Source organism: Candidatus Albibeggiatoa sp. nov. BB20, assembly GCA_016744725.1.
GTDB lineage: Bacteria > Pseudomonadota > Gammaproteobacteria > Beggiatoales > Beggiatoaceae > Albibeggiatoa.
The window spans coordinates 50,628-75,692 of the sequence record JADGDW010000001.1 but is presented as its reverse complement, the minus strand read 5'-3'; the positions used below and the strand labels follow the sequence as shown (position 1 = coordinate 75,692).

Here is a 25,065-nt window from a genome sequence, read left to right as displayed (position 1 = left end):
ATATTAATTGGCACTAGAAAATAACATTTGATTAGGACTATTTTCATGACTTTACCCATCCAAGGGCTTTACGTCATAACCGACAGTCAGTTGATTCCTGAACAGCATTTTTTATCTATGGTTGAAGCCGCATTGCGTGGTGGCTCTAAGGTTGTGCAGTATCGGGATAAAACCAACGACCCGCAAAAAAGACTGAATCAGGCAACAGCATTGAAAACATTATGTCATCAATATGCTGTGCCGTTGATTATTAACGATGATATTGATTTAGCACAACAAATTCAGGCTGATGGAGTACATTTAGGCAAGCAAGATGCAAGTTTATCAAAAGCGCGTGAACAACTCGGAAAACACGCAATTATCGGCATTTCTTGCTATAACCAATTGGCGTTAGCTCAGCAAGCGGTTGATAATGATGCAGATTATATTGCTTTTGGGCGTTTTTTTAATTCTGTTACCAAGCCTGAAGCTATTCCTGCTTCTATTGATTTGCTGCATCAAGCCCGACAGCAGTTTTCTTGTCCTATTGTAGCGATTGGTGGTATTACCCCTGAAAATGGACGACAATTACTAGATGCTGGAGCAAATAGTTTAGCGGTGATTAATGGTGTTTTCAGTGAGTCAACACCGCAAGCGGTACAAGCAGCCGCAAACCGTTATTTTCAACTAACTACTAATAATAATTAAAGGTCATCAATGGATAACTTGTGAGTTATTTATATTGATAGTTTGCTATTCCATTTTGTTACCAAGTAAAGAATATTTATGAATAAGAACAATAAATTACCATCTGCAGTTATTCGTCCTATTGACAAAGACTTATTCCAACATGAATCATGGCGAGTGTTTCAAATTATGGCGGAGTTTGTCGAGGGCTTTGAGCGTTTGGTGAATGTGTCTCCTTCTGTCAGCATTTTTGGTTCAGCGCGTTTTGCACCTGACCATCCTTATAGTTTATTGGCAGAACGAATTGCTTATGATCTATCCAATGCAGGCTTTTCCGTGGTCAGTGGTGGCGGACCAGGTATTATGCAGGCCGCGAATAAAGGTGCGTATGAAGGCAATTCACTCAGCATTGGTTTAAATATTAATTTACCGAATGAAAAACCCAATCCTTACCAAGATGTGAGTTTAAATTTTCGGCATTTTTTCGCACGCAAAGTAATGTTTGTTAAATATGCGTCGGCTTATGTGGTCTTACCCGGTGGGTTTGGCACTTTGGATGAGTTAATGGAAATTTTGACTTTAGTTCAAACCAAAAAAATTCCACGTTTACCAATTATTTTGGTGCAAAGTTCATTTTGGCAGGGTTTAATTCAATGGATTAAGGATACTTTAATACCGAATAAAACCATTAGCCCTGAAGATTTAGAATTATTTGTCATGATAGACGATCCAAAACTGGTTTTAGAGACTATATTTAATCATTATGAAACTCACGACACTGACACGGCTTGGAGTCGTGATTTAGCTCATTTGTAGCGTTAAATTGAAAAGGAATCTATCATGCGCTGGTATGGACTTATTTTATTTGGCTTATTCTCACCTTTTTCAGCAATGGCATTTGATGATGTGCCGCCGCCACCAACAATTACAGAAGCATCTGCACGATCTCCTGAAGTTAATAACGTAGTAGAGGCACAACCCACCGACCGAGAGCTGCTTGAGCAAGCTGAACTTGAGCCACAAGTCACTATTATTCGGCGTGAGCGTGATACGGTTGAAGAATATCGTGTTAATGGTGTATTAAAAATGGTCAAAGTCATTCCTGATTTTGGCCCTGCTTATTATTTAGTTGATAACGATGGAGATGGCCAATTAGAAACCAGCCGTTTTGCAATTGATCCAAATGCACAATTACCTCAATGGATTTTGTTTAGTTGGTAGCATCTTAGGTCAATATTGATTAAACTTTGTTAGTGTCCTATTTTCACTGATAGAGTTCTGAATGTCTGTTTATACTGTTGTCTCCCAAACTGAGTTAGAAACTTTTTTAACTCAGTATAAGCTCGGTAAGTTAGTTGATTTTAAAGGTATTAGCGAAGGCATTGAGAATACCAACTATTTCGTCACTACCACCGAAGGCGAATTTGTTCTTACGCTATTTGAGCAGTATAGCGCAGACGAGTTACCTTTTTTCCTAGAACTCATGGCTTATTTAGCAGAACATGAAATTCCTAGCGCACACCCTTTAGCTGATAAGCAAAATCATTATTTACGCAAACTCAATGGCAAGCCCGCCGCATTTGTTCGCCGTTTAGCAGGCAAAAGTGTGATTGTTCCCAATGTCACGCAATGTTGTGAAATTGGTTGTGCTTTGGGGCAATTCCATGCAATTAGCCCTGATTTTAGTTATTTTCGTGAAAATGGACGAGGCTTAGAATGGTGGCAAGCAACCAGTCAACAAGTCATGTCTTTATTGCCCTCAGAAGATGCAAAATTGCTACAAAACGAGCTGGATTTCCAGTTGAATTATAAAGAGTTAGATTTACCAGGTGGTGTTACTCATGCCGATTTATTTTGTGATAATGCCTTATTTCAAGGTAATAAATTGAGCGGTATTTTAGATTTTTATTATGCTTGTAATGATAGCTTTCTATTTGATTTAGCGGTTACTGTTAACGCATGGTGTACCTTAGAGGATTACAGCTTAGATGATGTCCGTGTCAATCGTGTATTGGCAGGTTATACAAAACACCGTAAATTAACTCAAGCTGAATGTAAAGTATGGCCTGTGATGTTGAGAGCAGCGGCTTTACGGTTCTGGTTATCCCGTTTGCAGGATAAATTATTCCCACGAGAAGGTGAAATGACACAAGTCAAAAATCCTGATGAATACAAAAATATTTTAAAAAATCGCCTTACGGTTAAACCGCTCAACTAAATCAGTTATTTGTAAAGTTTTGGTTACATTGAGGGATATTACCCTTTATTTAGCCATAATGATGTTAAGACCATTCACTACAGAACTCATTCTGTCCTGTTTTGAAACTGAGTGATTGCAATGATTCGGACATTTTTTTAAAAATATATAAAAGCTCCTTTATTAAGCTATGTTGTATTTTCTAAAAATTGTCTGAAGTGTTGTTATTGAAACAGTGTTTTTTAATTCCAAGAACCGTTGTCCGCATCAAATTGTTTAGCATAATTCTATCTTCAAACTTTCGATAGTCCTGTAATAGCATAGTGCTAACTGAATATTATAGTCAATTTCGGTTTGTATGCTAGGACTGGCAGTCCTTTTATACTTTAAATATCAATCATTTTTAAAATCTAGGGCTGCCAGTCCTGTATCACTTTAAAATAAAACGACTATATAATAATTTACACCACTACCAAACTTTACGAGTGCTTAAATTGACGCTTACGACTCAAAGTCGCACTATAGTCAATTTCGGTTTGGGTATTAGGACTGGCAGTCCTATAAAACTTTAAATATCAATTACCTTTAAAACCAAGGACTGCCAGTCTTGTATCATCTTAGAATAAAACGACTATATTTAGCAATCCATTCAATATACTCTTAAAGTCAGTCTATGGAGAACATGCTTGACGACAATGCACAATCCCTCCAAAATGCCAGCCGTATTTATTCATCTGCATACATTTAGAATTTAGAGAACCATAATGCAAGATATTCATGCTCATCGCATCCTCATTTTAGATTTTGGCTCACAATATACTCAGCTTATTGCGCGTCGAGTACGTGAGGCACGAGTTTATTGTGAAATTTATCCTTATGATGTTGACCTGCAAGCAATTCAAGATTTTAAACCTAAGGGTATTATTCTATCGGGCAGCCCCGAGTCTGTGAATGATTGTGATGTTAGCTATCAAGCCCCACAAGCAATCTTTGATATGGGCGTACCGATTTTAGGCATTTGCTACGGTATGCAAACCATGGCCAAGCAACTAGGCGGTATTGTTGGTGCTGCTGGCAGTCGTGAATTTGGTTATGCTCAGGTACGGGCGCATGGTCATTCAGAATTATTAAAACATATTGAAGATCATATCAGCCCATCAGGTCATGGCTTGTTAGATGTTTGGATGAGTCATGGCGATCAAGTTACGGAATTGCCCGACGGTTTTAAACTCATTGCTTCAACCGATAACGCGCCAATTGCAGGGATTGCAGATGAGCAGCGACATTTTTATGGTTTACAATTCCATCCAGAAGTAACACATACCACTCAAGGTGTACGGATTTTAAAACGTTTTTGTCATGATGTTTGTGGCTGCCAACAATTGTGGAGTCCGAGCAATATTATTAGCGATAGTATTCAAAATATTAAACAAATGGTTGGCAATGACCATGTGATTTTAGCCTTATCAGGTGGCGTGGATTCCTCAGTGGTTGCCGCTTTAGTCAATGAAGCGATTGGCAAACAGCTCACTTGTGTCTTTGTAAACAATGGTTTATTGCGTCTCAATGAAGCGGAGCAAGTTGAAAATACATTTAAACAGAATTTAGGGATTAAATTGATTGTTGTTGATGCCGAGAAACGATTCTTAGATGCGTTGAAAGGGATTACTGATCCTGAGCAAAAACGCAAAATTATCGGCAATTTATTCATTGAAATCTTTGACGAAGAAGCGGCAAAAATCTCTAATGCGAAATGGCTAGCGCAAGGCACAATTTATCCTGATGTCATCGAATCGGCTGGCTCAAAAACAGGCAAAGCTCATGTGATTAAATCGCACCATAATGTTGGCGGTTTACCCGATGATATGCACTTGAATTTATTAGAGCCTCTACGTGAATTATTCAAGGATGAAGTGCGTAAATTAGGCATTGAATTAGGCTTGCCTAAAGAAGTGGTGATGCGTCATCCATTCCCTGGACCGGGTTTAGGTGTGAGAATTTTAGGTGAAGTCAAATACGAGTTTGCTGAAACCTTACGCCAAGCTGATGCAATTTTTATGGAAGAATTACGTAAACAGGGTTGGTATGAAAAAGTCAGCCAAGCATTTGCGGTATTTTTGCCTGTAAAATCAGTTGGTGTTGTTGGCGATGCTCGGCAGTATGATTATGTCGTAGCGTTACGTGCAGTACAAACAGTGGACTTTATGACCGCACATTGGGCGCATTTACCGTATGACATGTTAGAAACCTTATCAAACCGCATTATCAATGAAGTACGCGGCGTGTCACGGGTCACTTATGATATTTCAGGTAAACCACCTGCAACAATTGAATGGGAATAAGCAATATTCTGATTTAACAATAAATACTTTGGACAATTTTTAAAAGTTACCATTGCCTAAAATTGTAACTATTTAAAAAATAAGCCGTTTTAGGTTCAATTTGTGACGACGCGGTGCGTCGTCATCTGATAGGACGTAGCAACGTCCACAAAAAATATGACACATTCCACCCAGTGCAAATTATAACGATGTGAAATATATAGCATAAATGAGCATTAACTATAGTCAATTTCGTTTTGGGTATTAGGACTGGCAGTCCTATAAAACTTTAAATATCAATTACTTTTAAAACTAAGGACTGCCAGTCCTGTATCATCTTAGAATAAAACGACTATAAAAATCCAAACCCATCTTTAATGCTAAGAATAAATTAATCAATAATAACGCTTACATCATTTAGCACAAGCTTGTATATAAACAATTAAAATCATTCTTTGCTGATTGCTAAAGACCAAAAACAGCACAAATTAAGATATTATGATTCTCTAGGCTCACGCTCTAAATAATATTGGTAGTTTAAAATCAAAACTCGAAAATCCAAAATCAAATGGTGTATCATTCACGCTTAAAAATTTGGGCAAGAGAACAGCTATCAATGGAAAGAGAATTAATCGACGAAGAATTAGAAGCGGACATGCACTATCATGGTTTAGAGCAAAGCTTTGACAGCTCAATTCCAGATTGGGACAACAAAGCCTTAGCTCAATTCAAAGTGATTCGCCGTAACGGTCAATTGACAGAATTCAATGCTAATAAAGTCTTAGCCGCCATTACTAAAACCTTTTTAGCAGTAGAACATTCTGAGACTCCTTCCAGTCGTATCAAACAAATTACCCAGCAACTGGCTAAGCAAGTCATCGTGGGTGTCAGCCGACGTTTAAAAGACAGCGGCAAAGTCCATATCGAAGACATTCAAGACCAAGTTGAATTGGCATTAATGCGAGCGGGTGAACATAAAGCAGCACGTGCTTACGTATTGTATCGAGAAAAACATGCAGTAAAACGGGCGGCGCAAAATTCCAAAACTATTGTGAGTATGGTCGATGATGAAGGCACATCACAGCCATTAGATGAACAGCGTTTACGCCATGTCATTGTTGAAGCGTGTAGCAATTTAGAGGCTGTAGACAGTGAAGCGATTATCCATGATAGCTTGAAAAATTTATTTGATGGGATTAGCGAACGTGATTTAAACAACGTATTAGTGATGACGGTACGCGCCTTAATTGAGAAAGAGCCAAATTACACTTATGTGGCTTCGCGTTTATTGTTAGACCGTTTGCGTACAGAAACACTGACTCACATCAATCATACAGAACATCATTTAACTGCTGAGCAAATGGGGCAATTTTACCCAGAGTATTTCCAGAAATATCTTGAGCATGGGATTCAATACGAATTACTATCACCTGAATTGATGAATTTTGATGTGGCGCGTTTAGGTCAAGCTTTACATCCAGAGCGTGATTTAAACTTTACTTATTTAGGTTTGCAAACGTTATACGACCGCTATTTTTTACATTGGCAAGATAGCCGTTTTGAGTTACCTCAAGCCTTTTTCATGCGGGTGGCGATGGGTTTGTCGATTAAAGAAGATGACCGTGAAGCCCGTGCGATTGAGTTTTATGAGTTGCTTTCTACCTTCAGCTTGATGAGCAGTACGCCGACTCTGTTCAATTCAGGTACATTGCGTCCTCAATTATCTAGTTGTTTTATTTCCACTGTTCCTGATGATTTAGATGGTATTTTCAGTGCGATTAAAGATAATGCATTGATGCAAAAATGGGCGGGTGGTATCGGTAATGACTGGACTTCAGTGCGTGGCATGGGTTCGGTGATTAAAGGTACTAATGGACGCTCACAAGGCGTTGTTCCCTTCTTAAAAGTGGCGAATGATACTTTGGTCTCTGTGAATCAAGGAGGGAAGCGCCGAGGAAGTGGCTGCGCCTATTTGGAAATGTGGCATATCGATATTGATGAATTTTTAGAACTGCGTAAAAACACTGGTGATGAACGTCGTCGAACCCATGATATGAATACGGCGGCATGGATTAGCGATTTATTTATGCAACGAGTTAATAATGCAGAACAATGGTCATTATTCTCACCTAATGAAACCCCTGATTTGCATGATTTATACGGTGATGCATTCCAAACTCGTTACGAACATTACGAAGCACTAGGCCAACAAGGCAAACTTGAGATTTACAAACGAGTGTCTGCGGTTGAATTATGGCGTAAAGTTTTAACCATGTTATTTGAAACAGGACATCCTTGGATTACATTTAAAGAACCTTGTAATATTCGCAGCCCTCAACAACACGTGGGTGTGGTGCATAGCTCAAATCTATGTTGTATTGCAGCTGACCAGCGTGTCGTTACCGATAGGGGTTTGTTAACCATTGGGGAACTGTATCAATTAGGTGGTGAAAATAAAGTAATGGGTCTCGATGGTATTTATAACGCTTCAGAAATGTTATTGCCACGACCTAATGCGCCAATGGTTCGTATTAACACCCAAGAAGGTTATACGCATAAAGTGACACCCGATCACAAAGTATGGGTGAAAGATAAAGGCTGGGTTGAAGCACAAGCACTTCAGGAAGGCGACAAATTATTAACGCAACAGCTTGAAGGCTTATGGGGACAGCAACATAACCCCGAACTAAGTTATTTAATGGGCTTAATTGCGGGTGATGGCACATTTGACCAAGATCGAAATAAAGTGTACATCGATATTTGGGAACATGATTTTGAGTATCTTAACCCTGTTGAAGAAACTGTTCACTATGTATTGGAAGGTAATACTGTATTAAATACAGTCTCTACCAATACGACTAGTTTTAGCATTAACAAACAACAACGGCGGGCAAGATTAAGTTCTGCTCCATTAAATCGTTTGCTAAGAGAGCATAATTTCACAGCAAAAACCAAACACAAAACACCTCAACTAGTGTGGACGGGTGACAAAGAAACCGTTGCTGCTTACTTGAAAGGTCTATACCAAGCTGACGGAAATATTGTCAGTAGTCATGATGTAACAACGCTTGCCTTAGCTTCTATTAATTTTGATTTTATTCAAGAACTACAAGTTTTATGGGCGAATTTTGGTGTGAAAAGCTCTATTAATCAAATGCGGGGACATGAGCTAAAACCGATGCCTGATGGTAAAGGTGGCACAAAAGAGTATTGGAGTAAACCGCTATATAGACTGTTAATTACTTCTATCAAAGGTTGTCAGATTGCAGAAAGTATTACTCAACTGGCTGCACATAAATCATCGGAAGCAGCACAGAAATATTTAACTAATCTACAAAAAGAAGGCTATAGCCAAAAACTCTATGCGACTTTCATTGATTTAACAGAGTTACCAAATGAAGATGCCTATTGTTTGACAGTAGATTCAGAAACACATGCTTGGACTGTAAACGGATTTATTACTAAAAACACTGAAATCACCTTGAATACTAAGGCTTTTTCTGATCCTATTAAAAATATCAGTGACGGTGAAATCGCGGTTTGTAATCTTGCCAGTGTGAATTTACCTGCGCATATTAAAGATGGGCAACTAGACGAAACCAGACTAAAACAGACTGTCATTACAGCAATGCGTATGTTGGATAACGTAGTGGATATTAACTACTATTCTGTTCCACAAGCCAAAAATTCCAATTTACAACACCGTCCTGTCGGTTTAGGCATTATGGGCTTTCAGGATAGCTTATATAAAATGCGTATTCCCTATGCCTCGCAAGAGGCGGTTGAATTTGCCGATGAAGCAATGGAATTTGTCAGTTATTACGCAATTTCTTCATCCAGTGATTTAGCCAAGGAACGAGAAAAGTACCCTAGCTTTGAAGGTTCGTTATGGTCACAAGGCGTGTTACCAATTGATAGCATACAGCGATTAAAAACCATTCGTGGCACAGACTTGAAATTAAACACTGGTGCTAGATTAGACTGGAATGGCCTACGGGATAAAGTCAAAGCCCAAGGAATGCGCAATTCTAATACCATGGCGATCGCGCCAACTGCAACGATTTCAAACATTTGCGGTGTCAGTCAGTCGATTGAGCCAACGTATCAGAATCTATTTATCAAAACCAATTTGTCAGGCAGTTTTGCGGTGATTAATCAGTATTTGGTTAATGACTTAAAAGCATTGGGCTTATGGGATGATGTGATGGTCAATGATTTAAAATACTATGATGGTAGTGTGCAAGACATTGAGCGGATTCCTGAACATATCAAAGAGTTATATGCGACTGCATTTGAAATTGCACCAGAATGGTTAGTCGAATGTGCTTCCAGACGACAAAAATGGATTGACCAATCTCAGTCATTGAATTTGTATATGAAAGAAACCTCGGGGCGTAAGCTAGATGCCTTATATAAATTGGCGTGGATTCGTGGACTAAAAACCACTTATTACTTGCGTACTATGGGTGCAACACGAATACAAAAATCGACGTTACAACCTTCATCATCAGCAATTGCTGCACCTGATATTTCAAATGCGCCACAAGCATGTGCGATTGATGATCCTGATTGTGAGGCATGTCAATAAATATATTCCTATCTCGCTACCAATAAAGTGAGATATAGTCGTTTTATTCTAAGATGATACAGGACTGGCAGTCCTTGGTTTTAAAAGTAATTGATATTTAAAGTCTTATAGGACTGCCAGTCCTAATACCCAAAACGAAATTGACTATAGGATTGAATGTAGTTCACTCTGAGTTATTATTTAATAGCTCAGAGTATTATTATCTGCCTTAAATAAAAAAGGACGCGATTGCGCCCCTAAAAATAGAAAAAATTAACTCACTACTATTTAATCACAGTCGCTAATTGAGGTAATTTTACTTGTTTCAACAATGCTGTTCGGTCAGCTTTATAGTCTTCATTGCTTGCATCTTGGCTAATCATTTCTAATACGCCATGAATGGTGTCATACCAATAGCCATGTTCTGCAAACAGATCATATTTTACTTTACCTTCTGCTGTATCGATGCCTTTAGCTAATACATCATTTGGCTGTACCCAGCGAATTGTGCCGCTAGCAATGGTCTTTGGTGACTTTGCAAGACTGACTGACCATTCATAAATAGAACCCGGTTTTAAACTAAAATCATGCTCAGCTAAAGATAATACTTGGGTGCCTGAGGCTTTTGCTGTCAGCGTTTTATCTAAGGTGAGATTGGCATCATCTATAGATTGAGGTTGCATATTTTGAATGAGCACCCGCACCTCTTCAGTCTCGGAAACAAACCAATATAAAGTGGGTTGAGATTGAGAAGTGTGACCCGTATGCGTGGGAGCTAAAACATCTAAGCGAATTGTATGGCCTTTACCGCGTGTACCTGCACCCGTGCGACGGGTGGGCTTGCCTACATCGGGTGGCTCATACTGTGTTGTTTCTGCAACCGCTATATTCTCTGAGAGAAATATAGGCGCTGTAAAGAAAGTAGTAAAGCCAATTAAAATAGTAAAAAAGACTGATGTTTTCATACAAACCTACCTGCGTTAATCAGTTTAATTAATTGTAACAACTCAATGATAAAAGTGCTATGTTAGAACTTTGTGATAAGCCTAGTCTATTATTAAGATAGCAGATAATTTGATATTAGTTTATGAAGAATAGGAAGTCACTTAATCTTTAACATTAATTATGTACTCAAGGATATAAATATGCGTAGAAGGCTGTATTTCACTTTGCCTGATGTGAATTGTTGTAAACAAGTGGTTTCAGAACTACAAGCAGAACAACTTGATTCTCAACATATTCATGTTATTGCAAATGAAACTATTTCACTTGAGGGATTACCTGAAGCGACTGAATTGCAAAAAACTGAATTAGTACACGGTGCTGAAATGGGCGCAACCGTGGGCGGCGCTGCTGGGATGCTTGGCGGTTTATTGGCGGTGACCTTTCCACCCGCAGGTATTGTGCTTGGCGGCGGTGCTATGATGATTTTAGCAAGCACGTTAGCAGGAGCTGGTTTTGGTGGGATTGTTTCGGGATTAGTCGCCCGTGATATTCCAAACCATGAACTGGATGAATTTCAAACTGCATTGATACAAGGGCAAATTTTACTGATTTTGGATATTCCAACCAAACAAGTTGCCGAGATTTGTTACTTGGTAAAACAAACTCACCCTGAAGTAAATATAGGTATTGTGAATCCTGAAAATAAAAAATTAGTCGGAGAGTAGCAATTTAATATGCTGCATTAAAGGCTGCGTCATAACTTTCTATAACGCAGCTTTCACACTTGCTGACCAAATTAAATCAATAAACAGATAAATCATTGATTTAACATTGCAATAATTATTGTACAAACATTTGATTAATACGGCTGACAAATGCACTTGGGTCTTCTAATTGACCACCTTCACTTAACAAGGCTTGGTCAAACAAAATAAGTGCCCAATCTTTGAATTTATCATCATCAGACTCAGCTTGTAATTTCGTGATTAAAGGATGAGTTGGATTGATTTCTAAGATAGGTTTGCTATCAGGGATTTCTTGTCCTGCTTGCTTTAATAAACGTTCTAAACTCGCATCCATACCATGTGCATCTGCAACTAAACATGCGGGTGATGATGTTAAACGATGAGTCACTTGCACTTCTTTAACTTTTTCAGATAAAGCAGTTTGAATCCGTTCAGCTAATGGTTGTACTTCTTCTTTCGCTTTTTCAGCTTCTTGCTTCTCTTCTTCTGATTCTAAATGGGTTAAATCAAGATCGCCTTTAGTCACAGATTGCAATTGTTTTCCATCAAATTCAGACAAGTGCATCACTAACCATTCATCAACTTGATCGGTTAATAATAAAACTTCAATTTCTTTCTTACGGAAGATTTCTAAATGAGGACTGTGTAATGCTGCAGCATAATTTTCAGCCGTAATATAGAAAATCTTGTCTTGACCTTCTTTCATGCGGCCAACGTAATCTTCTAAGGAAATTTCTTGCTCTTGACTGCCTTCGTGAGTTGAAATGAAGCGCAATAATTTAGCAATACGCTCTTTATTACCTGCGTCATCAACCACGCCTTCTTTAAATACACGACCAAATTCTTTCCAGAAGGTTTTGTATTGTTCCACATCATTTTTTGCCATGCCTTCCAAAGCACTTAAAATTTTCTTCACTGTGCCACCGCGAATGGTGTCAATTTGCTTGTTATTTTGCAAAATTTCACGCGAAACATTTAACGGTAAATCATTGGAATCAATCACACCACGAACAAAACGTAAGTAAGGCGGTAATAAATGCTCGTCATCATCCATAATGAAAATACGACGGACATATAATTTAACCCCATGACGATTACGTCTGTCCCATAAATCAAATGGCGCACGCGCTGGAATATAAAGTAAAGAGGCATATTCTTGTGTGCCTTCAACTTTATTGTGCATCCAAATTAATGGGTTTTCAAAGTCATGGGAAACATGCTTGTAAAATTCTTGATATTCTTCATCAGTAATTTCGTTTTTACCACGCATCCACAATGCTTTAGCACTGTTAACCGTTTCATTGGTGATGGTTACTTCTTTGGTTTCTTCGTCTGTAGTAACTTTAGGTACAATGATTGGCAATGCAATATGGTCAGAGTATTTTTTGATAATACTTTGAATCCGATAATCTTGAGTGAATTCTTCCTCACCATCACGTAAATGCAAAGTCACTTCTGTGCCGTGGGTTTCACGCACTACATTTTCAATCGAGAACTCACCATCGCCTGCTGATTCCCAACATACACCATGGCTTGCTTCTAAGCCTGCTTTACGTGTGACTAAAGTCACTTTGTCTGCAACGATAAAACAAGAATAAAAGCCAACACCAAATTGACCAATCAGTTGAGTGTCTTTGGCTTCATCACCTGTTAAGGATTTGAAAAATGCGTTTGTACCTGATTTAGCAATCGTACCAATGTTTTCAACCACTTCATCGCGAGTCATACCAATGCCATTATCACGAATCGTAATTGTTTTGGCATCAGGATTCATTTCAACCCAAATATTGAGTTCTGCATCACCTTCGTATAAACCATCGTCAGACAATGCTGCAAAACGTAACTTATCCGCAGCATCTGAAGCATTTGAAATCAATTCACGCAGGAAAATTTCTTTATTACTGTAAAGCGAATGCACCATTAAGTTTAATAACTGTTTGATTTCAGTTTGAAACCCGCGTGTTTCTTTGTGTGCTTCTACTGCCATAGGTTTGTTCTCCGTTTTGTTTTTGGGTTGCATTAATATTATGAATAGAGGGGATATAAGGCTTGACGAGTCAGTTTCAAGATTTATAAGTAAAAATAGTATATTGTCCTTTCAGTACAGAATATAAATGGCGTTGCTTATGATCTCAAAAAGGCTTTAAGAAAGAGTAGATTAAAAGAAAGCAATTTAAAATCGAACTGAGAATACAATACATTAATAGAAATCTGTATTTCTAAATTCCATATAGAATCTTGATTATTATTATATTTTTTTAAAATTTATTAGAAGGCATAATAAGCTTATGCAAATATGGATGAAAAGTCATTAACTTAATATATGCCATATTACCATAAACACAATGGCACACAGTTGAACAGTGCATTGATAAAAATAACGTCAGGTTTTGCTATTCAGAACAATCTCAATATGAGCAAAAATTCTGCAACCATTTTTTAAATAACAATATACACATCAACTGTGTTTTGGAAAGAAAGCATTCCTAAAATCTTAAGATAAAGTATGTTTTTTCAATAAGCGATAAGTATTTCTTTCACTCACACCTAAAGCTTCTGCCACTTTCAAACGATGTCCTGAATATTTATTTAGCAACACTTTCAGATAATCACGCTCAATTTCTTCTAGCGTCGGCTCATGATCGAAATTTAGTTGAAACCCTATATTACGATGATTGCGAATATTGGAAAAAGTTAAATGCTCTGGGCGAATATCAGGTTTATCACCCGATAGAATAATTGCTCGTTCCACCACGTTTTTGAGTTCACGTACATTGCCCGGCCAATGATAAGCAATCAATTCTTTCATTGCAGTATTGGTAAATTGTTTATTAATCCGCCGCGAAAAGTTGTGATTTTGCAGAAAATGGCTGACTAATTCTGGAATATCATCACGACGTTCCCGTAATGCTGGAATGGTTACCACAAACGCACTGAGTCGATAATATAAATCTAAGCGAAATGTGCCATCTTCACTCATTTTTTCTAAATTACAGTTGGTTGCCGCCACAATCCGTACTTTTGAGCTTAAATCTTTAGTACCGCCCAAACGTCTAAAATGTCCTGTTTCCAATACTCTTAACAATTTAGCTTGAATTGCGGGTTCAATTTCACCAATTTCATCTAGGAATAATGTACCGCCATCCGCTGCTTCAATTAAGCCTTTTTTCTGTCGATCTGCCCCTGTAAATGAACCTTTTTCATGTCCAAATAATTCAGATTCAAACAATTTTTCTTGTAATGAACAACAGTCCAATGCAACATAATTACGCTGAGCACGATCACTTTGCTTATGAATTTCAGCCGCGACCAGTTCTTTACCTGAACCACTTTCACCTTGAACCAATACACTCATATTAGTTGGTGCAACCGCTCGGATTAATTCATGTACTTTTTCGATGATAGGGCTTTGGCCAACAATCACTTTACTATGGCGTTTCTTTTGTACTTGCGATTTACAGAATTGATAATCCTGTTTCATGGCTTGGGTTTCAAGTACGCGCGAAATTGTCACTTCCAATTCATCTAAGTTGATTGGTTTGACTAAATATTCCTCAGCACCTGCTTTCATTGCCGACACCGCTTCGCGTATTGAGCCATAGGCTGTCAAAAATACCACGGGCGGTAAATTATTTTTTTCTAACAATTCCATTCCCGTACCATCGGGCAAATGTGCATCGAGTAATAATAAAGCGATTTCTTTTTGAGTAATATATTGACGGGCTTCGTTTAATGTGCCTACACCTTCTGCCTCGTAACCTATTTTTTGTAAGTTTTCGACTAATAAATGATTTAGTAATAAATCGTCTTCAACAACTAAAACGCCGGGGTAACTCATTGCTCCTCCTCGCTAATATTGTTTAATGGTATGGCTTGCTAGCCTTTCCTTATACTGGGTTTTCCCAGTTTATTGTTATAGCGTGCTATCTATTTGTCAGCAGAGCAACTTGCTCCAAAAACGCTCAATGATTATTTTGATATAAATAGACATCACAAATACCTTTAGTCAGAGGTGTGTGTTTTATTATAGAAAGTATTATTAAGGATTTAAAACTTAATAGCCAACGTCAGTAATGAGCATGATATTTTCATATCTCAGAACGTATACGCCATAGTGGTAGCTTAATTTTTTGGTACAGCATCATAAGGAGATGAACGTACTTGATCATGTGTCACCATACGATAAGTGACAAATTCATCTTCATTTTCACAGTGCAAAAATGGATTGCCTGCTACTTCTTCAGCCATGGTACTGGTGGGTTTTACCGAGTAGTAATGTCCGGGATGAATTTCAGTTTCTGGGGGTAATGTCGCAACCAATTTATGCAAACTGTGATACATCTGCTTAGGATTACCTCCGCGCAAATCACAACGGCCACACCCAAAAACAAATAAAGTATCACCTGTAATCGCATGATTATCTAACCAATAACAGCTTGAGCCTGGTGTATGCCCTGGTGTATGAATCACCTGAATAGCAGTTTCACCCAGCATTAACGTATCGCCGTCTTGATGCAATTGTAAATGACCATAAGGTTGTTGCCAATATGAAGCTTCAGCAGGGGAAATATGAATATGTGGCATCAGTTGCTCAATCAATGGACGCATCGCATTGATATGGTCGGTATGCGTATGTGTTAATAAAATATCGGTGATTTGGCAATCTTTATCTCGGGCAAAAGCTTGAATTTCATCTGCTTCCCAAGCAGGGTCTACAACAGCCATCTGTTTAGAAGCATGGTCTTCAACGATATGTACAAAATTATCCATCGGACCTAATTCTAAACTATGAAGGGTAAACTGTATCATAAGTAATAATGGCGCGGTTTGGCTGGAAACGATTAATTGTAAACTATAATAGTCAATATTGGCAGCCCTAAGTTTATTAATGATAAAACAACAATATTATAAAAGCTATGAGTACAGAGCAATGAAGGTTCAACATCGCCGATTATATTTTAAATATTATTAGCATATTTCACCTTAAAGCAGCGATTCCTAGTTCCAATCCAAAATGAGACCTATTTTAGTTTTAAATCAGCCAAGAAAAATACAATAAAAAACAGATTGTTAAATTGCTGATCTGATGATTTTAGAATATGTAGATAGTTTCCAAAAGTTCATTTAACTGAATATCCCAAAATGTCATAAACTTGTTATACTTATGTAATAAAAAGTCTGGAGCCTATAATGTGGAAATTATCATACTTAATCCCAATCGTACTTGGTAGTTTGTTTGGTATGGTGTTATGGCAGCAATATGAGCCAATGGAGTTGGATGAAACATTTCATGATGGCAAAAATTTAACTCTTGAACCGATAAGACCTATTCCAAAAAATATTTACTTTAACGCCAGAAAAGTACAATTAGGCAATATATTATTTCACGACCCCAGGCTGTCACATGACAATACAATATCCTGTGCTAGCTGTCATAATTTACTTAAAGGTGGGGTTGATGGTACACCAAGCTCTACAGGCATCAATGGCGCAATTGGGCCAATTAATGCGCCCACCGTATTCAATAGTGGTTTTAACTTCCATCAATTCTGGGATGGTCGGGCAAAAGACTTAGAACAACAAGCAGCGGGGCCTATTCATAATCCAATAGAAATGGGTTCAAATTGGCGTGAAGTCATCGTCAAATTAGAACTAGATACTGATTATATTGAACAATTCAACTTGCTGTATTTAGATGGTTTAAACAGTCATAATATCCAAGATGCGATTGCGACTTTTGAACGCTCTTTATATACACCTAATTCACGTTTTGACCTCTATTTACAAGGTGATGAAACTGCTTTAACTCAGCAAGAAATTTTGGGTTATCAGCGATTCAAAGCCTATGGCTGTATTAGCTGTCATCAAGGTATGAATATTGGCGGGAATATGTTCCAACACTTTGGCGTAATGGGCAACTATTTTGAAGATAGAGGCAATATTACTCAAGTGGATTTGGGGCGTTATAATGTGACTAATAATCCTGATGACAAATTTGTATTTAAAGTCCCTTCTTTACGCAATATTGCATTAACTGCACCTTATTTTCATGATGGGTCAGCTAAGACTTTGAAAGATGCGGTAAAAGTAATGGGACGTTATCAGCTTGGACGAATGCTATCAGATGAGGACATAGAACTCTTAGTCGCATTTCTAAAAACACTTTCAGGTGAATATAATGGACAGCCACTATGAAACATCATCAATGGTTAACGATGGTTATGTTTATCATGGCGATCGGCGTATTGATACTTTTAATTATAAAAAGTCGTTCTATTGATTTTACCGAACATGAACGTTATCAAGCTGCCATTTTTCAGCATTTAGCCAAAGATGCGATGATTAATCGAGATATTTTGCACTCACGTTATGAACTGGTCACCTCTTACGATGCACTGGTTTTATACATGAATGAGCTACAACAAATCCAACTGGGATTAAATCAAATTCCGAGCTTTATTCCTCAAAAAGGCCAAGATAAATTACAAGATATTTTAGAATTACGCGAACAAGAATTAATTGAAAAAGGCATTGTTTTAGAAATCTTTAAATCACGTAATGCGATTCTAAAGAATTCCTTGCGTTATTTGCCTGTGTTAGGTGAAGAAGATGTATGGGAGTGGTATCAATCGGTTTCAACGCGCTCACCATCGATTTTAATGAATGCATTGTTGCATAACTTATTGTTATATAATCTGACAGCCGATGAACTGCTTGCACCTAGTGTACTCAAGATTATGCAAGAATTAACACAATTTCGTGATGTAGATGCCCAAGTTGAAGATGAAAAACTGATTACCTTAGCCCTTGCTCATGCCAAAAATATTTTGCGCCATAAACCTGAAGTGGACAGTTTAACCGCTCAACTCATGCCCTCGATTGCGAATGCCCATGCGACCCAATTGGAGCGTACTTATCATTATTATGCGCAACAAGCTATTAAAATTGCCTCGATTTATCGTTTAGCGGCATATCTTTGGAGTTTGATGTTAGTGATGTGGATTGGGTATTTTTTCGTGACCCATTTGCAGCGTGCAAACCAACGCACTAAAACCATTTTAGAAAGTATTAAAGATGCTTTTGTCGCCATTGATTTACAAGGTCAAGTGTCATATATCAATCCCCAAGCAGGGCATTTATTGAATATCAAACATGATGCAGAACATGCTCAACATTACACTGAATTGTTTTCTGATCCTTTAAAATCTAAAATTCAGCAATTAGAACAAAATATGTTGAAAAATAATAAGGAAGCGAGACAAGCCATTTTTGACCTAGAAGATTATTACCCTGTTTTAGATAAATGGTTAGAAATCCGAGCTTATCCAAATAAAGAAGGTTTATCGATTTTTTTTCATAATATTAGTGGACGTAAACAAGCAGAATTACAGCTAAAAAATTTGAATGAAGAATTGGAATATCGGGTACAGCGTCGCACTAAACAATTGAGTGAAAGTAATGAACAATTAGAATCTGCAACCATTGAACTAGAACAACATGCAGCGGCTTTAGTTGATGCCAAAGATGTTGCAGAATCAGCAAATAGGGCTAAAAGTCAATTTATGGCAAATATGAGTCATGAACTGAGAACTCCTTTAAATGCGGTGATTGGTTATAGTGAAATGTTGGAAGAAGAAGCTGAGGATTTAGGCGCACAAGCCTGTATTAATGATTTGCGGAAAATTCAGCACTCTGGCAAACATTTATTGAGTATGGTGAATGATGTGTTGGATATTTCTAAGATTGAAACAGGAAGTTTAACATTACATATACAAGATGTTGAGTTAAGTACTCTTGTAGATGAAATCACCGATACTTTGCGTCCAATGTTGAATAAATCACAAAATCGCTTATACACTTATATCAGTGAAGAAGTCCAAACCATGGCAACTGATGCCACTCGTTTACGCCAAATTTTATTAAATATTTTAAGTAATGCAGTGAAATTTACTCAAGATGGGCGAATTCAGCTTGAAGCACGTCGTTGTCAACAATTAGAACTCGGCATGACAACTAACTGGGTGCATATTCAAATTTCAGATACAGGGATTGGTATCAGTTCTAAGCAACAACAACACCTATTTAAATGGTTTTCTCAAGTCGATAACTCAGCAACTCGCGCTTATGATGGTGCAGGCCTTGGTTTAGCCATTAGTAAAAATATTGTGGAATTGATGAAAGGCTATATTCGTTTAGAGAGTACTTTAGGACAAGGCACTGTGGTGCATATTTATTTACCGCAGAATTTACCTTATTGTGACAATGGAAATATAGGATAAGCATTTAGTTTGACTTAAAGTCAAAAAGAGCGATTTATTCAGTTGAATATTTCTGATTTTTTTGTAACTATGCGCCGTTTATAAAATACCTGCTGCTCACAGCAACATTTGATTGATTACTGGAAGACCTTTTGAAAAACAATGCACGTTATATCGCGGTCAAAGTGCTGACCCATGTTCTACAACACCATCAATCTCTTTCCGACAGTTTAGATAACCACTTACCTGCTTTAACCGACAAACGTGAACGTGCATTGGCACAAGAGTTAGCTTATGGCGTAATGCGTTGGTTGCCACGCTTAGATGCGATACTAAAACAGTTATTGCGTAAACCTTTTAAAGAAAAAGACTTTGATATTGAAGCATTATTACTGATTGGATTATATCAGCAAATTTATCTACGCATCCCACCTCATGCAGCGATTTCTGCCACAGTTGAAATTACTCGTTTATTGAAGAAAAACTGGGCGACCCAACTTGCTAATGGCGTATTGAGAAGTTTTCAACGCAACAGTGTTGAATTATTGCAACAGGTTGATAAAAATGACACAGAGCGTCATGCACACCCGCAATGGATATTGAAGCGGTTGCAGAAAGATTGGCCTGAGCACTGGCAAGCGATTGCTGAAGCCAATAACCAGCGTCCACCAATGAATTTACGGATAAACCTACGCAAAACCAGTCGGGAAGCTTACCTTAAGCTGCTAGAAACCCAACAAATTACCGCTCAAGCCAGCTTACATATTGATTCAGGTATTCAATTAGAAAAAGCGATGGATGTAAAACTATTACCCAATTTTTCAGAAGGTTGGGTCTCAGTTCAGGATAATGCCGCACAGTTGGCCGCGCATTTGCTCGATGTGCCACCACAAGCGACTGTATTAGATGCGTGTGCCGCTCCGGGTGGTAAAACAGCACATTTGTTAGAACGTTATGATATTGATACATTGATCTCGGTTGATAATCAGCAAAATCGGATCGAACAAATCCATAATACTTTGCAACGTTTAGGCTTAACTGCTAAAGTAGTCTGCGCTGATGTAAGTCAACCCGATACTTGGTGGGATAAAAATCAGTTTGACCGTATATTGCTTGATGTCCCTTGTTCAGCCAGTGGCGTGATTCGTCGTCATCCTGATATTAAATATTTACGTCAGGCCAGCGATATTGCCTCATTAGTCAAACATCAAGCCGAAATACTCAATGCAAGTTGGGATTTACTTAAGCCGAATGGGAAGTTGTTATATGCCACTTGTTCGGTATTTAAAGAAGAAAATGACTTGCAAATACAAAATTTCATAACTCAACATCCTGACTCTAAAGCACAAATTTTACCCGACACTTGGGGACATGCACAGATAATAGGTCGTCAAATTTTACCGTGTGACAAAGAATGTTTTGATGGTTTTTACTATGCCTGCCTGCTTAAAACAAGCTAAATCAACTGCGATGTCAGTGCAATGGAGACGATGGTTATTTGCCCTATCTCTGTTGTTTGCTCACTGCGCTGTTTATGCTGATTTTACAATCCAGCACGCTGAAACTCATTTAGAAGACGGTGTTTATTTATTAGACGCTTCCCTAGATTATGGTTTGACGGATGCTGTGGTCGAAGCGCTACAAAATGGAGTGACTTTAACCTTGTTGCTGTCGATTGAGATTAAACGCGAACGTTGGTATTTGTGGGATGAAAGTGTCACGGAGTTAAGGCAACAATATCAGCTTAAATATTTTGCTTTGAGTAAAAAATATATGCTGAATCTAACTAATACAGGAATTCAAGAAATTCATACCTCGCTGGATTCGGTATTGATGAGCTTGAATTATTTAGAAGATTTTCCGTTATTAGATGCGGCTTTGGTTTCTGATTATAGTGATTATCTTGTGTATTTAAAAATTCAATTAGATATTGAAGCTTTGCCCGCACCATTACGACCTGTGGCTTATTTTTCATCTGATTGGCGGCTAGCAAGCGATTGGTTTGCCTGTACATTAGAGCCATCCATTGTGGCTGAACAAGGCTAGCCACCTTAATAATGTGCAGCAGCCCATAAACTCAAAGCGGATAATGTTAGCGTTGGATTACTGGGTGAACTGGTTGGAAACACGCTTCCACCCAGCACCCATAAATTAGAAACTTGATGCAGCTTTAAATATCGATCTACCACTGCACTTGCCGCATCATTTCCCATCATGGTTGTGCCTAAAATATGTCCCTCGGTTTGACTGGGTTCGCCAAACTCCAACATTTCTATCGGTAATGGAGCTAAGGTTTTATTTAAGTTTTGCTCTAATTTTTGGATACCGCGTTGCGCATAATGCGATATGGATTGGTGATTAATAATCGGTTTATCTGGCTGGTTTGGATTGAAACTGGCCGTATTTTGCTCGCTAGGTAGGTCTTCAAAAATACATTTAAACACGGCTAATTGTCGCCATTTACCGAAATCAGTCCGCAAATGTGGCACATTGCTATGCTCTAATAAACAAGCGGCATAATCCCTGCGATGCTCACCATCATACAACATATAACCATTGGCATTAATACTGGTGCTGCCCTGATAATTGTCTACACCATCTAAATAAGCTTTTACTGTCACACTGACTTGCTCGTTTAATCGCTTACCCAAAACAGGGTGTTGGATACCAGAACGCAATAGCAAAAATGGATTAAACAAGGCATTGGCGGCTAAAATCACACTATCAGTTTGTACGGTTTTTTCCATACCTTGATGTTGATAAATCACGCCTGTTGCAATGTTGTTACTTGTTTCAATTGTCAGAGCTTGGGCTTGGGTGCGCAATTCAATTCGAGGATCGGTATAAACGGATTGCATTTCATTTTGCACCGTGAATTTGGCATCGATGGGACATCGCCCGCAAACACTGGAATTACAACAGGCAGGACGATGTTGAGTGGCTTGTGGGGTTCGTGCGCTGGGTTGGGAAAAATATAAATCGGGATAGGCTTGTTTTAAAATCTTATCGGGTTGACTGAATCGATGTGCGGTTTGTGGTAAAGCTTGAGAGCGTGGATAAGGGGCTTGATTTTCTCCTGCCACATTTAAAATTATTTCAGCTTGGGTATAAAAAGGTTCAAGTTCATCATAATGTATTGGCCAATCGATACCCACACCATAGCGGGATTTTAGTGCAAAATCATTAGGTAAAAAACGTGGCGTACATGCCCACCATGCCGCAGAAGAGCCACCAAAAGCAGGGGTATATATCCATTGTTTATCTGGTGTTTGATTAATGAATGTGGTGTGAAATGGTATCGCGGCAAGACGTTGATGTTGAGTGCGCCAAGCATGGGAATGAACAGCTCCTTGTTCTAGCACTAAAATCCGTACATTACTGGGAGCGCGTTGTAAATAACCATACAGAAAGAAGCTTGCAGCAAATCCACTCCCAATCACAACCATATCAAATTGTTCAGTCAAGAAACCGTTCCCTTCACAATCTATTATTATTTTTCAAGACTAGCAGTCTTTTGAGAATTGCCAGTCCTGATATATTTGAAACACGTTAAACTGAGACTTGCATGTTATCAATCAAACGGGTTTGACCAAGGAATGCAGCAACCAAAATCACAAGCTCAGTGTCTTTGGCATTTGGTAATTGCAAATCAGCCGCGCGGCGAATTTCAACATAATCAGATTTAAAACCCAGTGCATTTAATTGCTTTTGAGCTTCAGTTTTCCATTTTTGAAAATCTCTTGAACCTCCCTGTAATTGCTGGGCAACCCATTGCAAACACACAAATAATTGTGGGGCAAGTTGACGTTGTTCGGCGGTTAAATACTGATTGCGTGAACTCATCGCTAAATTATCAGATTCTCGGCAAATTGGTGCAGAAACAATATCAATAGGCAAACACAAATCAGCCACCAATCGCTGAATCACTAATAATTGCTGATAATCCTTTTCGCCAAATACTGCATAATCAGGTTGCACTAAATTGAATAATTTAGTTACCACGGTTGCCACACCCGTAAAATGTCTGGGGCGTGATGCGCCACAGAGCAAGTTGCTCAACTCATCAGGCACTTCAACAACCGTTTGCTGTTCTGTGCCGTTGGGATACATGGTTTCGACAGATGGAAAAAACACGGCATCAACTTGATGTTGTTCTAATTGCTCACAATCTGCTTCAAAAGTACGTGGGTAACGTCCAAAATCTTCATTCACCCCAAATTGCAACGGGTTTACAAAGATACTGGCCACCACTTTATCAGCGATTTGCTTGGCGTTATCCATCAATTGCAAATGACCTTGGTGCAAATTACCCATCGTGGGCACAAAGCTGACTAGCAATCCTTGGTCACGCCATGTTTGTACAGTTTTTCGTAATTCGTTAATGTCTTCAATCATCTTCATCATTGGAAACTATGCTCTACAGAAGGAAATTCGCCTGATTTAACTGCTTGGACATAAGCGGCCAAAGCCTCTGGAATGGAGTTGGCTTCTTGTAAAAAATTTTTAGCAAATGAGGGGGATTTATCAAACATGCCTAACATATCGTATAAAACCAATACTTGGCCATCACAATATGAACCCGCACCGATTCCAATTGTTGGGATGGTTAATTCTTGACTGATTTGACGGGCTAAATCTTTCGGGACACATTCTAAGACGATAAGAGAAACGCCAGCATTTTCCAAATCAAGAGCCTCTTTACGTACACGTTGTGCTTCGGAAATTTCACGACCTTGGACTTTGTAACCACCTAATTTATGTACAGCTTGTGGTGTTAAGCCAATATGGCCGCAAACGGGAATGCCGCGCTCAACCAGTAAACTAACTGTCTCAGTTAACCATGAACCACCCTCTACTTTAACCATTTGGGCTTGACCTTCACGCATTAGCAAGGCCGCTGATTCTAAAGTTTGCTCAGGAGTTGCATAGGTCATAAATGGTAAATCTACGATAATGAAGGCTCTTTCAGAGCCACGATGCACCATTTGACAATGATATAGCATGTCTTGCAGCCTGACAGGCAGCGTTGTGTCTTGACCTTGTACCACCATCCCTAGCGAATCACCAACTAAAATGATTTCAGTGCCCGCTTGTTCCACCAGTCGCGCAAATGTCGCATCATACGCGGTAAGGCAAGTAATTTTTTCTTTATTACGTTTTAGTTTCTGTAAATAAGTTAAGGTTATTCGACCCATGCAATGACCCTCTGAACTTCTGTAGACAATCACTATTATATCATGTGGCTTGAATGATTCAGATTTACGCCTTGCATCCTTGATGTATGTCTATGATAAGTGTTCATTTCAGTTGTTTATAAAGAGTAAGAAGGATTTAATCTTTATTTGCAATTCATGTATTTATAACA

The 25,065-nt window shown here is 38.4% G+C and carries 18 protein-coding genes; 11 read left to right on the top strand and 7 right to left on the bottom strand.

Features of this window, described 5'->3' with window-relative positions; genetic code table 11:
* The first annotated feature begins 45 nt into the window (after nt 1-45).
* The 6 genes from thiE to ABXH34_RS00220 all read left to right on the top strand — a co-directional run bounded on the left by thiE (nt 46) and on the right by ABXH34_RS00220 (nt 9,772).
* Entirely contained in the window at nt 46-687 is a 642-nt protein-coding gene (gene thiE, locus ABXH34_RS00245) for a thiamine phosphate synthase (protein ID WP_353569839.1), read from the top strand.
* Nucleotides 688-765: 78 nt separating this feature from the next.
* Nucleotides 766-1,482: an LOG family protein gene (locus ABXH34_RS00240; RefSeq protein ID WP_353569838.1), complete on the top strand. Its 717-nt coding sequence runs from the start codon at nt 766-768 to the stop codon at nt 1,480-1,482.
* Nucleotides 1,483-1,506: 24 nt separating this feature from the next.
* A complete protein-coding gene (locus tag ABXH34_RS00235; RefSeq protein ID WP_353569837.1) occupies nt 1,507-1,887 on the top strand; it encodes a DUF2782 domain-containing protein in 381 nt (126 codons plus the stop codon).
* Nucleotides 1,888-1,948: 61 nt separating this feature from the next.
* Entirely contained in the window at nt 1,949-2,884 is a 936-nt protein-coding gene (locus ABXH34_RS00230) for a homoserine kinase (protein ID WP_353569836.1), read from the top strand.
* A 740-nt stretch (nt 2,885-3,624) separates the two neighbouring features.
* Nucleotides 3,625-5,205 (top strand): glutamine-hydrolyzing GMP synthase, encoded by a 1,581-nt coding sequence (gene guaA / locus ABXH34_RS00225; protein WP_353569840.1) that lies wholly within the window; start codon nt 3,625-3,627, stop codon nt 5,203-5,205.
* A gap of 595 nt (nt 5,206-5,800) precedes the next feature.
* A complete protein-coding gene (locus ABXH34_RS00220; protein WP_353569835.1) occupies nt 5,801-9,772 on the top strand; it encodes a ribonucleoside-diphosphate reductase subunit alpha in 3,972 nt (1,323 codons plus the stop codon).
* Between the two features lie 263 nt (nt 9,773-10,035).
* Here the strand turns inward: ABXH34_RS00220 and ABXH34_RS00215 are convergent, their stop codons facing one another.
* Complete coding sequence (locus tag ABXH34_RS00215; RefSeq protein WP_353569834.1) at nt 10,036-10,716, bottom strand: DUF928 domain-containing protein; 681 nt, start codon at nt 10,714-10,716, stop codon at nt 10,036-10,038.
* Between the two features lie 180 nt (nt 10,717-10,896).
* Between ABXH34_RS00215 and ABXH34_RS00210 the strand changes: the two genes are divergently transcribed.
* Nucleotides 10,897-11,421 carry a hypothetical protein gene (locus ABXH34_RS00210; RefSeq protein ID WP_353569833.1) on the top strand — a complete coding sequence of 175 codons (525 nt, stop codon included), beginning with the start codon at nt 10,897-10,899 and terminating at the stop codon, nt 11,419-11,421.
* A 115-nt stretch (nt 11,422-11,536) separates the two neighbouring features.
* Here the strand turns inward: ABXH34_RS00210 and htpG are convergent, their stop codons facing one another.
* The 3 genes from htpG to ABXH34_RS00195 form a co-directional block, all read right to left on the bottom strand.
* On the bottom strand, nt 11,537-13,429 hold the full coding sequence (htpG, locus tag ABXH34_RS00205) for a molecular chaperone HtpG (RefSeq protein ID WP_353569832.1): 1,893 nt from the start codon (nt 13,427-13,429) through the stop codon (nt 11,537-11,539).
* Between the two features lie 507 nt (nt 13,430-13,936).
* Complete coding sequence (locus ABXH34_RS00200) at nt 13,937-15,280, bottom strand: sigma-54-dependent transcriptional regulator (protein WP_353569831.1); 1,344 nt, start codon at nt 15,278-15,280, stop codon at nt 13,937-13,939.
* Nucleotides 15,281-15,564: 284 nt separating this feature from the next.
* Nucleotides 15,565-16,212, bottom strand: a complete 648-nt coding sequence (locus ABXH34_RS00195; RefSeq protein ID WP_353569830.1) for an MBL fold metallo-hydrolase — start codon at nt 16,210-16,212, stop codon at nt 15,565-15,567.
* Between the two features lie 420 nt (nt 16,213-16,632).
* Here ABXH34_RS00195 and ABXH34_RS00190 point away from each other — a divergent pair, with 420 nt between their 5' ends.
* From ABXH34_RS00190 to ABXH34_RS00175, 4 genes are all read left to right on the top strand, one after another.
* Nucleotides 16,633-17,637, top strand: a complete 1,005-nt coding sequence (locus tag ABXH34_RS00190; protein WP_353569829.1) for a cytochrome-c peroxidase — start codon at nt 16,633-16,635, stop codon at nt 17,635-17,637.
* Nucleotides 17,634-19,721 carry a DAHL domain-containing protein gene (locus tag ABXH34_RS00185; RefSeq protein WP_353569828.1) on the top strand — a complete coding sequence of 696 codons (2,088 nt, stop codon included), beginning with the start codon at nt 17,634-17,636 and terminating at the stop codon, nt 19,719-19,721. Before ABXH34_RS00190 ends, ABXH34_RS00185 begins: the two co-directional genes overlap by 4 nt.
* A 131-nt stretch (nt 19,722-19,852) precedes the next feature.
* Nucleotides 19,853-21,160 (top strand): 16S rRNA (cytosine(967)-C(5))-methyltransferase RsmB, encoded by a 1,308-nt coding sequence (gene rsmB / locus ABXH34_RS00180; protein WP_353569827.1) that lies wholly within the window; start codon nt 19,853-19,855, stop codon nt 21,158-21,160.
* Nucleotides 21,135-21,746, top strand: a complete 612-nt coding sequence (locus ABXH34_RS00175) for a DUF4390 domain-containing protein (protein ID WP_353569826.1) — start codon at nt 21,135-21,137, stop codon at nt 21,744-21,746. Before rsmB ends, ABXH34_RS00175 begins: the two co-directional genes overlap by 26 nt.
* Before the next feature lie 5 nt (nt 21,747-21,751).
* On the opposite strand, the gene ABXH34_RS00170 is transcribed toward ABXH34_RS00175, so the two are convergent.
* The 3 genes from ABXH34_RS00170 to panB all read right to left on the bottom strand — a co-directional run bounded on the left by ABXH34_RS00170 (nt 21,752) and on the right by panB (nt 24,895).
* Nucleotides 21,752-23,164, bottom strand: a complete 1,413-nt coding sequence (locus tag ABXH34_RS00170) for a GMC oxidoreductase (RefSeq protein ID WP_353569825.1) — start codon at nt 23,162-23,164, stop codon at nt 21,752-21,754.
* An 85-nt stretch (nt 23,165-23,249) separates the two neighbouring features.
* The gene (gene panC / locus ABXH34_RS00165) at nt 23,250-24,104 is read right to left on the bottom strand and encodes a pantoate--beta-alanine ligase (protein WP_353569824.1); all 855 of its coding nucleotides are present in this window, start codon (nt 24,102-24,104) and stop codon (nt 23,250-23,252) included.
* Nucleotides 24,101-24,895 (bottom strand): 3-methyl-2-oxobutanoate hydroxymethyltransferase, encoded by a 795-nt coding sequence (gene panB, locus ABXH34_RS00160; RefSeq protein WP_353569823.1) that lies wholly within the window; start codon nt 24,893-24,895, stop codon nt 24,101-24,103. Before panB ends, panC begins: the two co-directional genes overlap by 4 nt.
* Between the last annotated feature and the right edge of the window lie 170 nt (nt 24,896-25,065).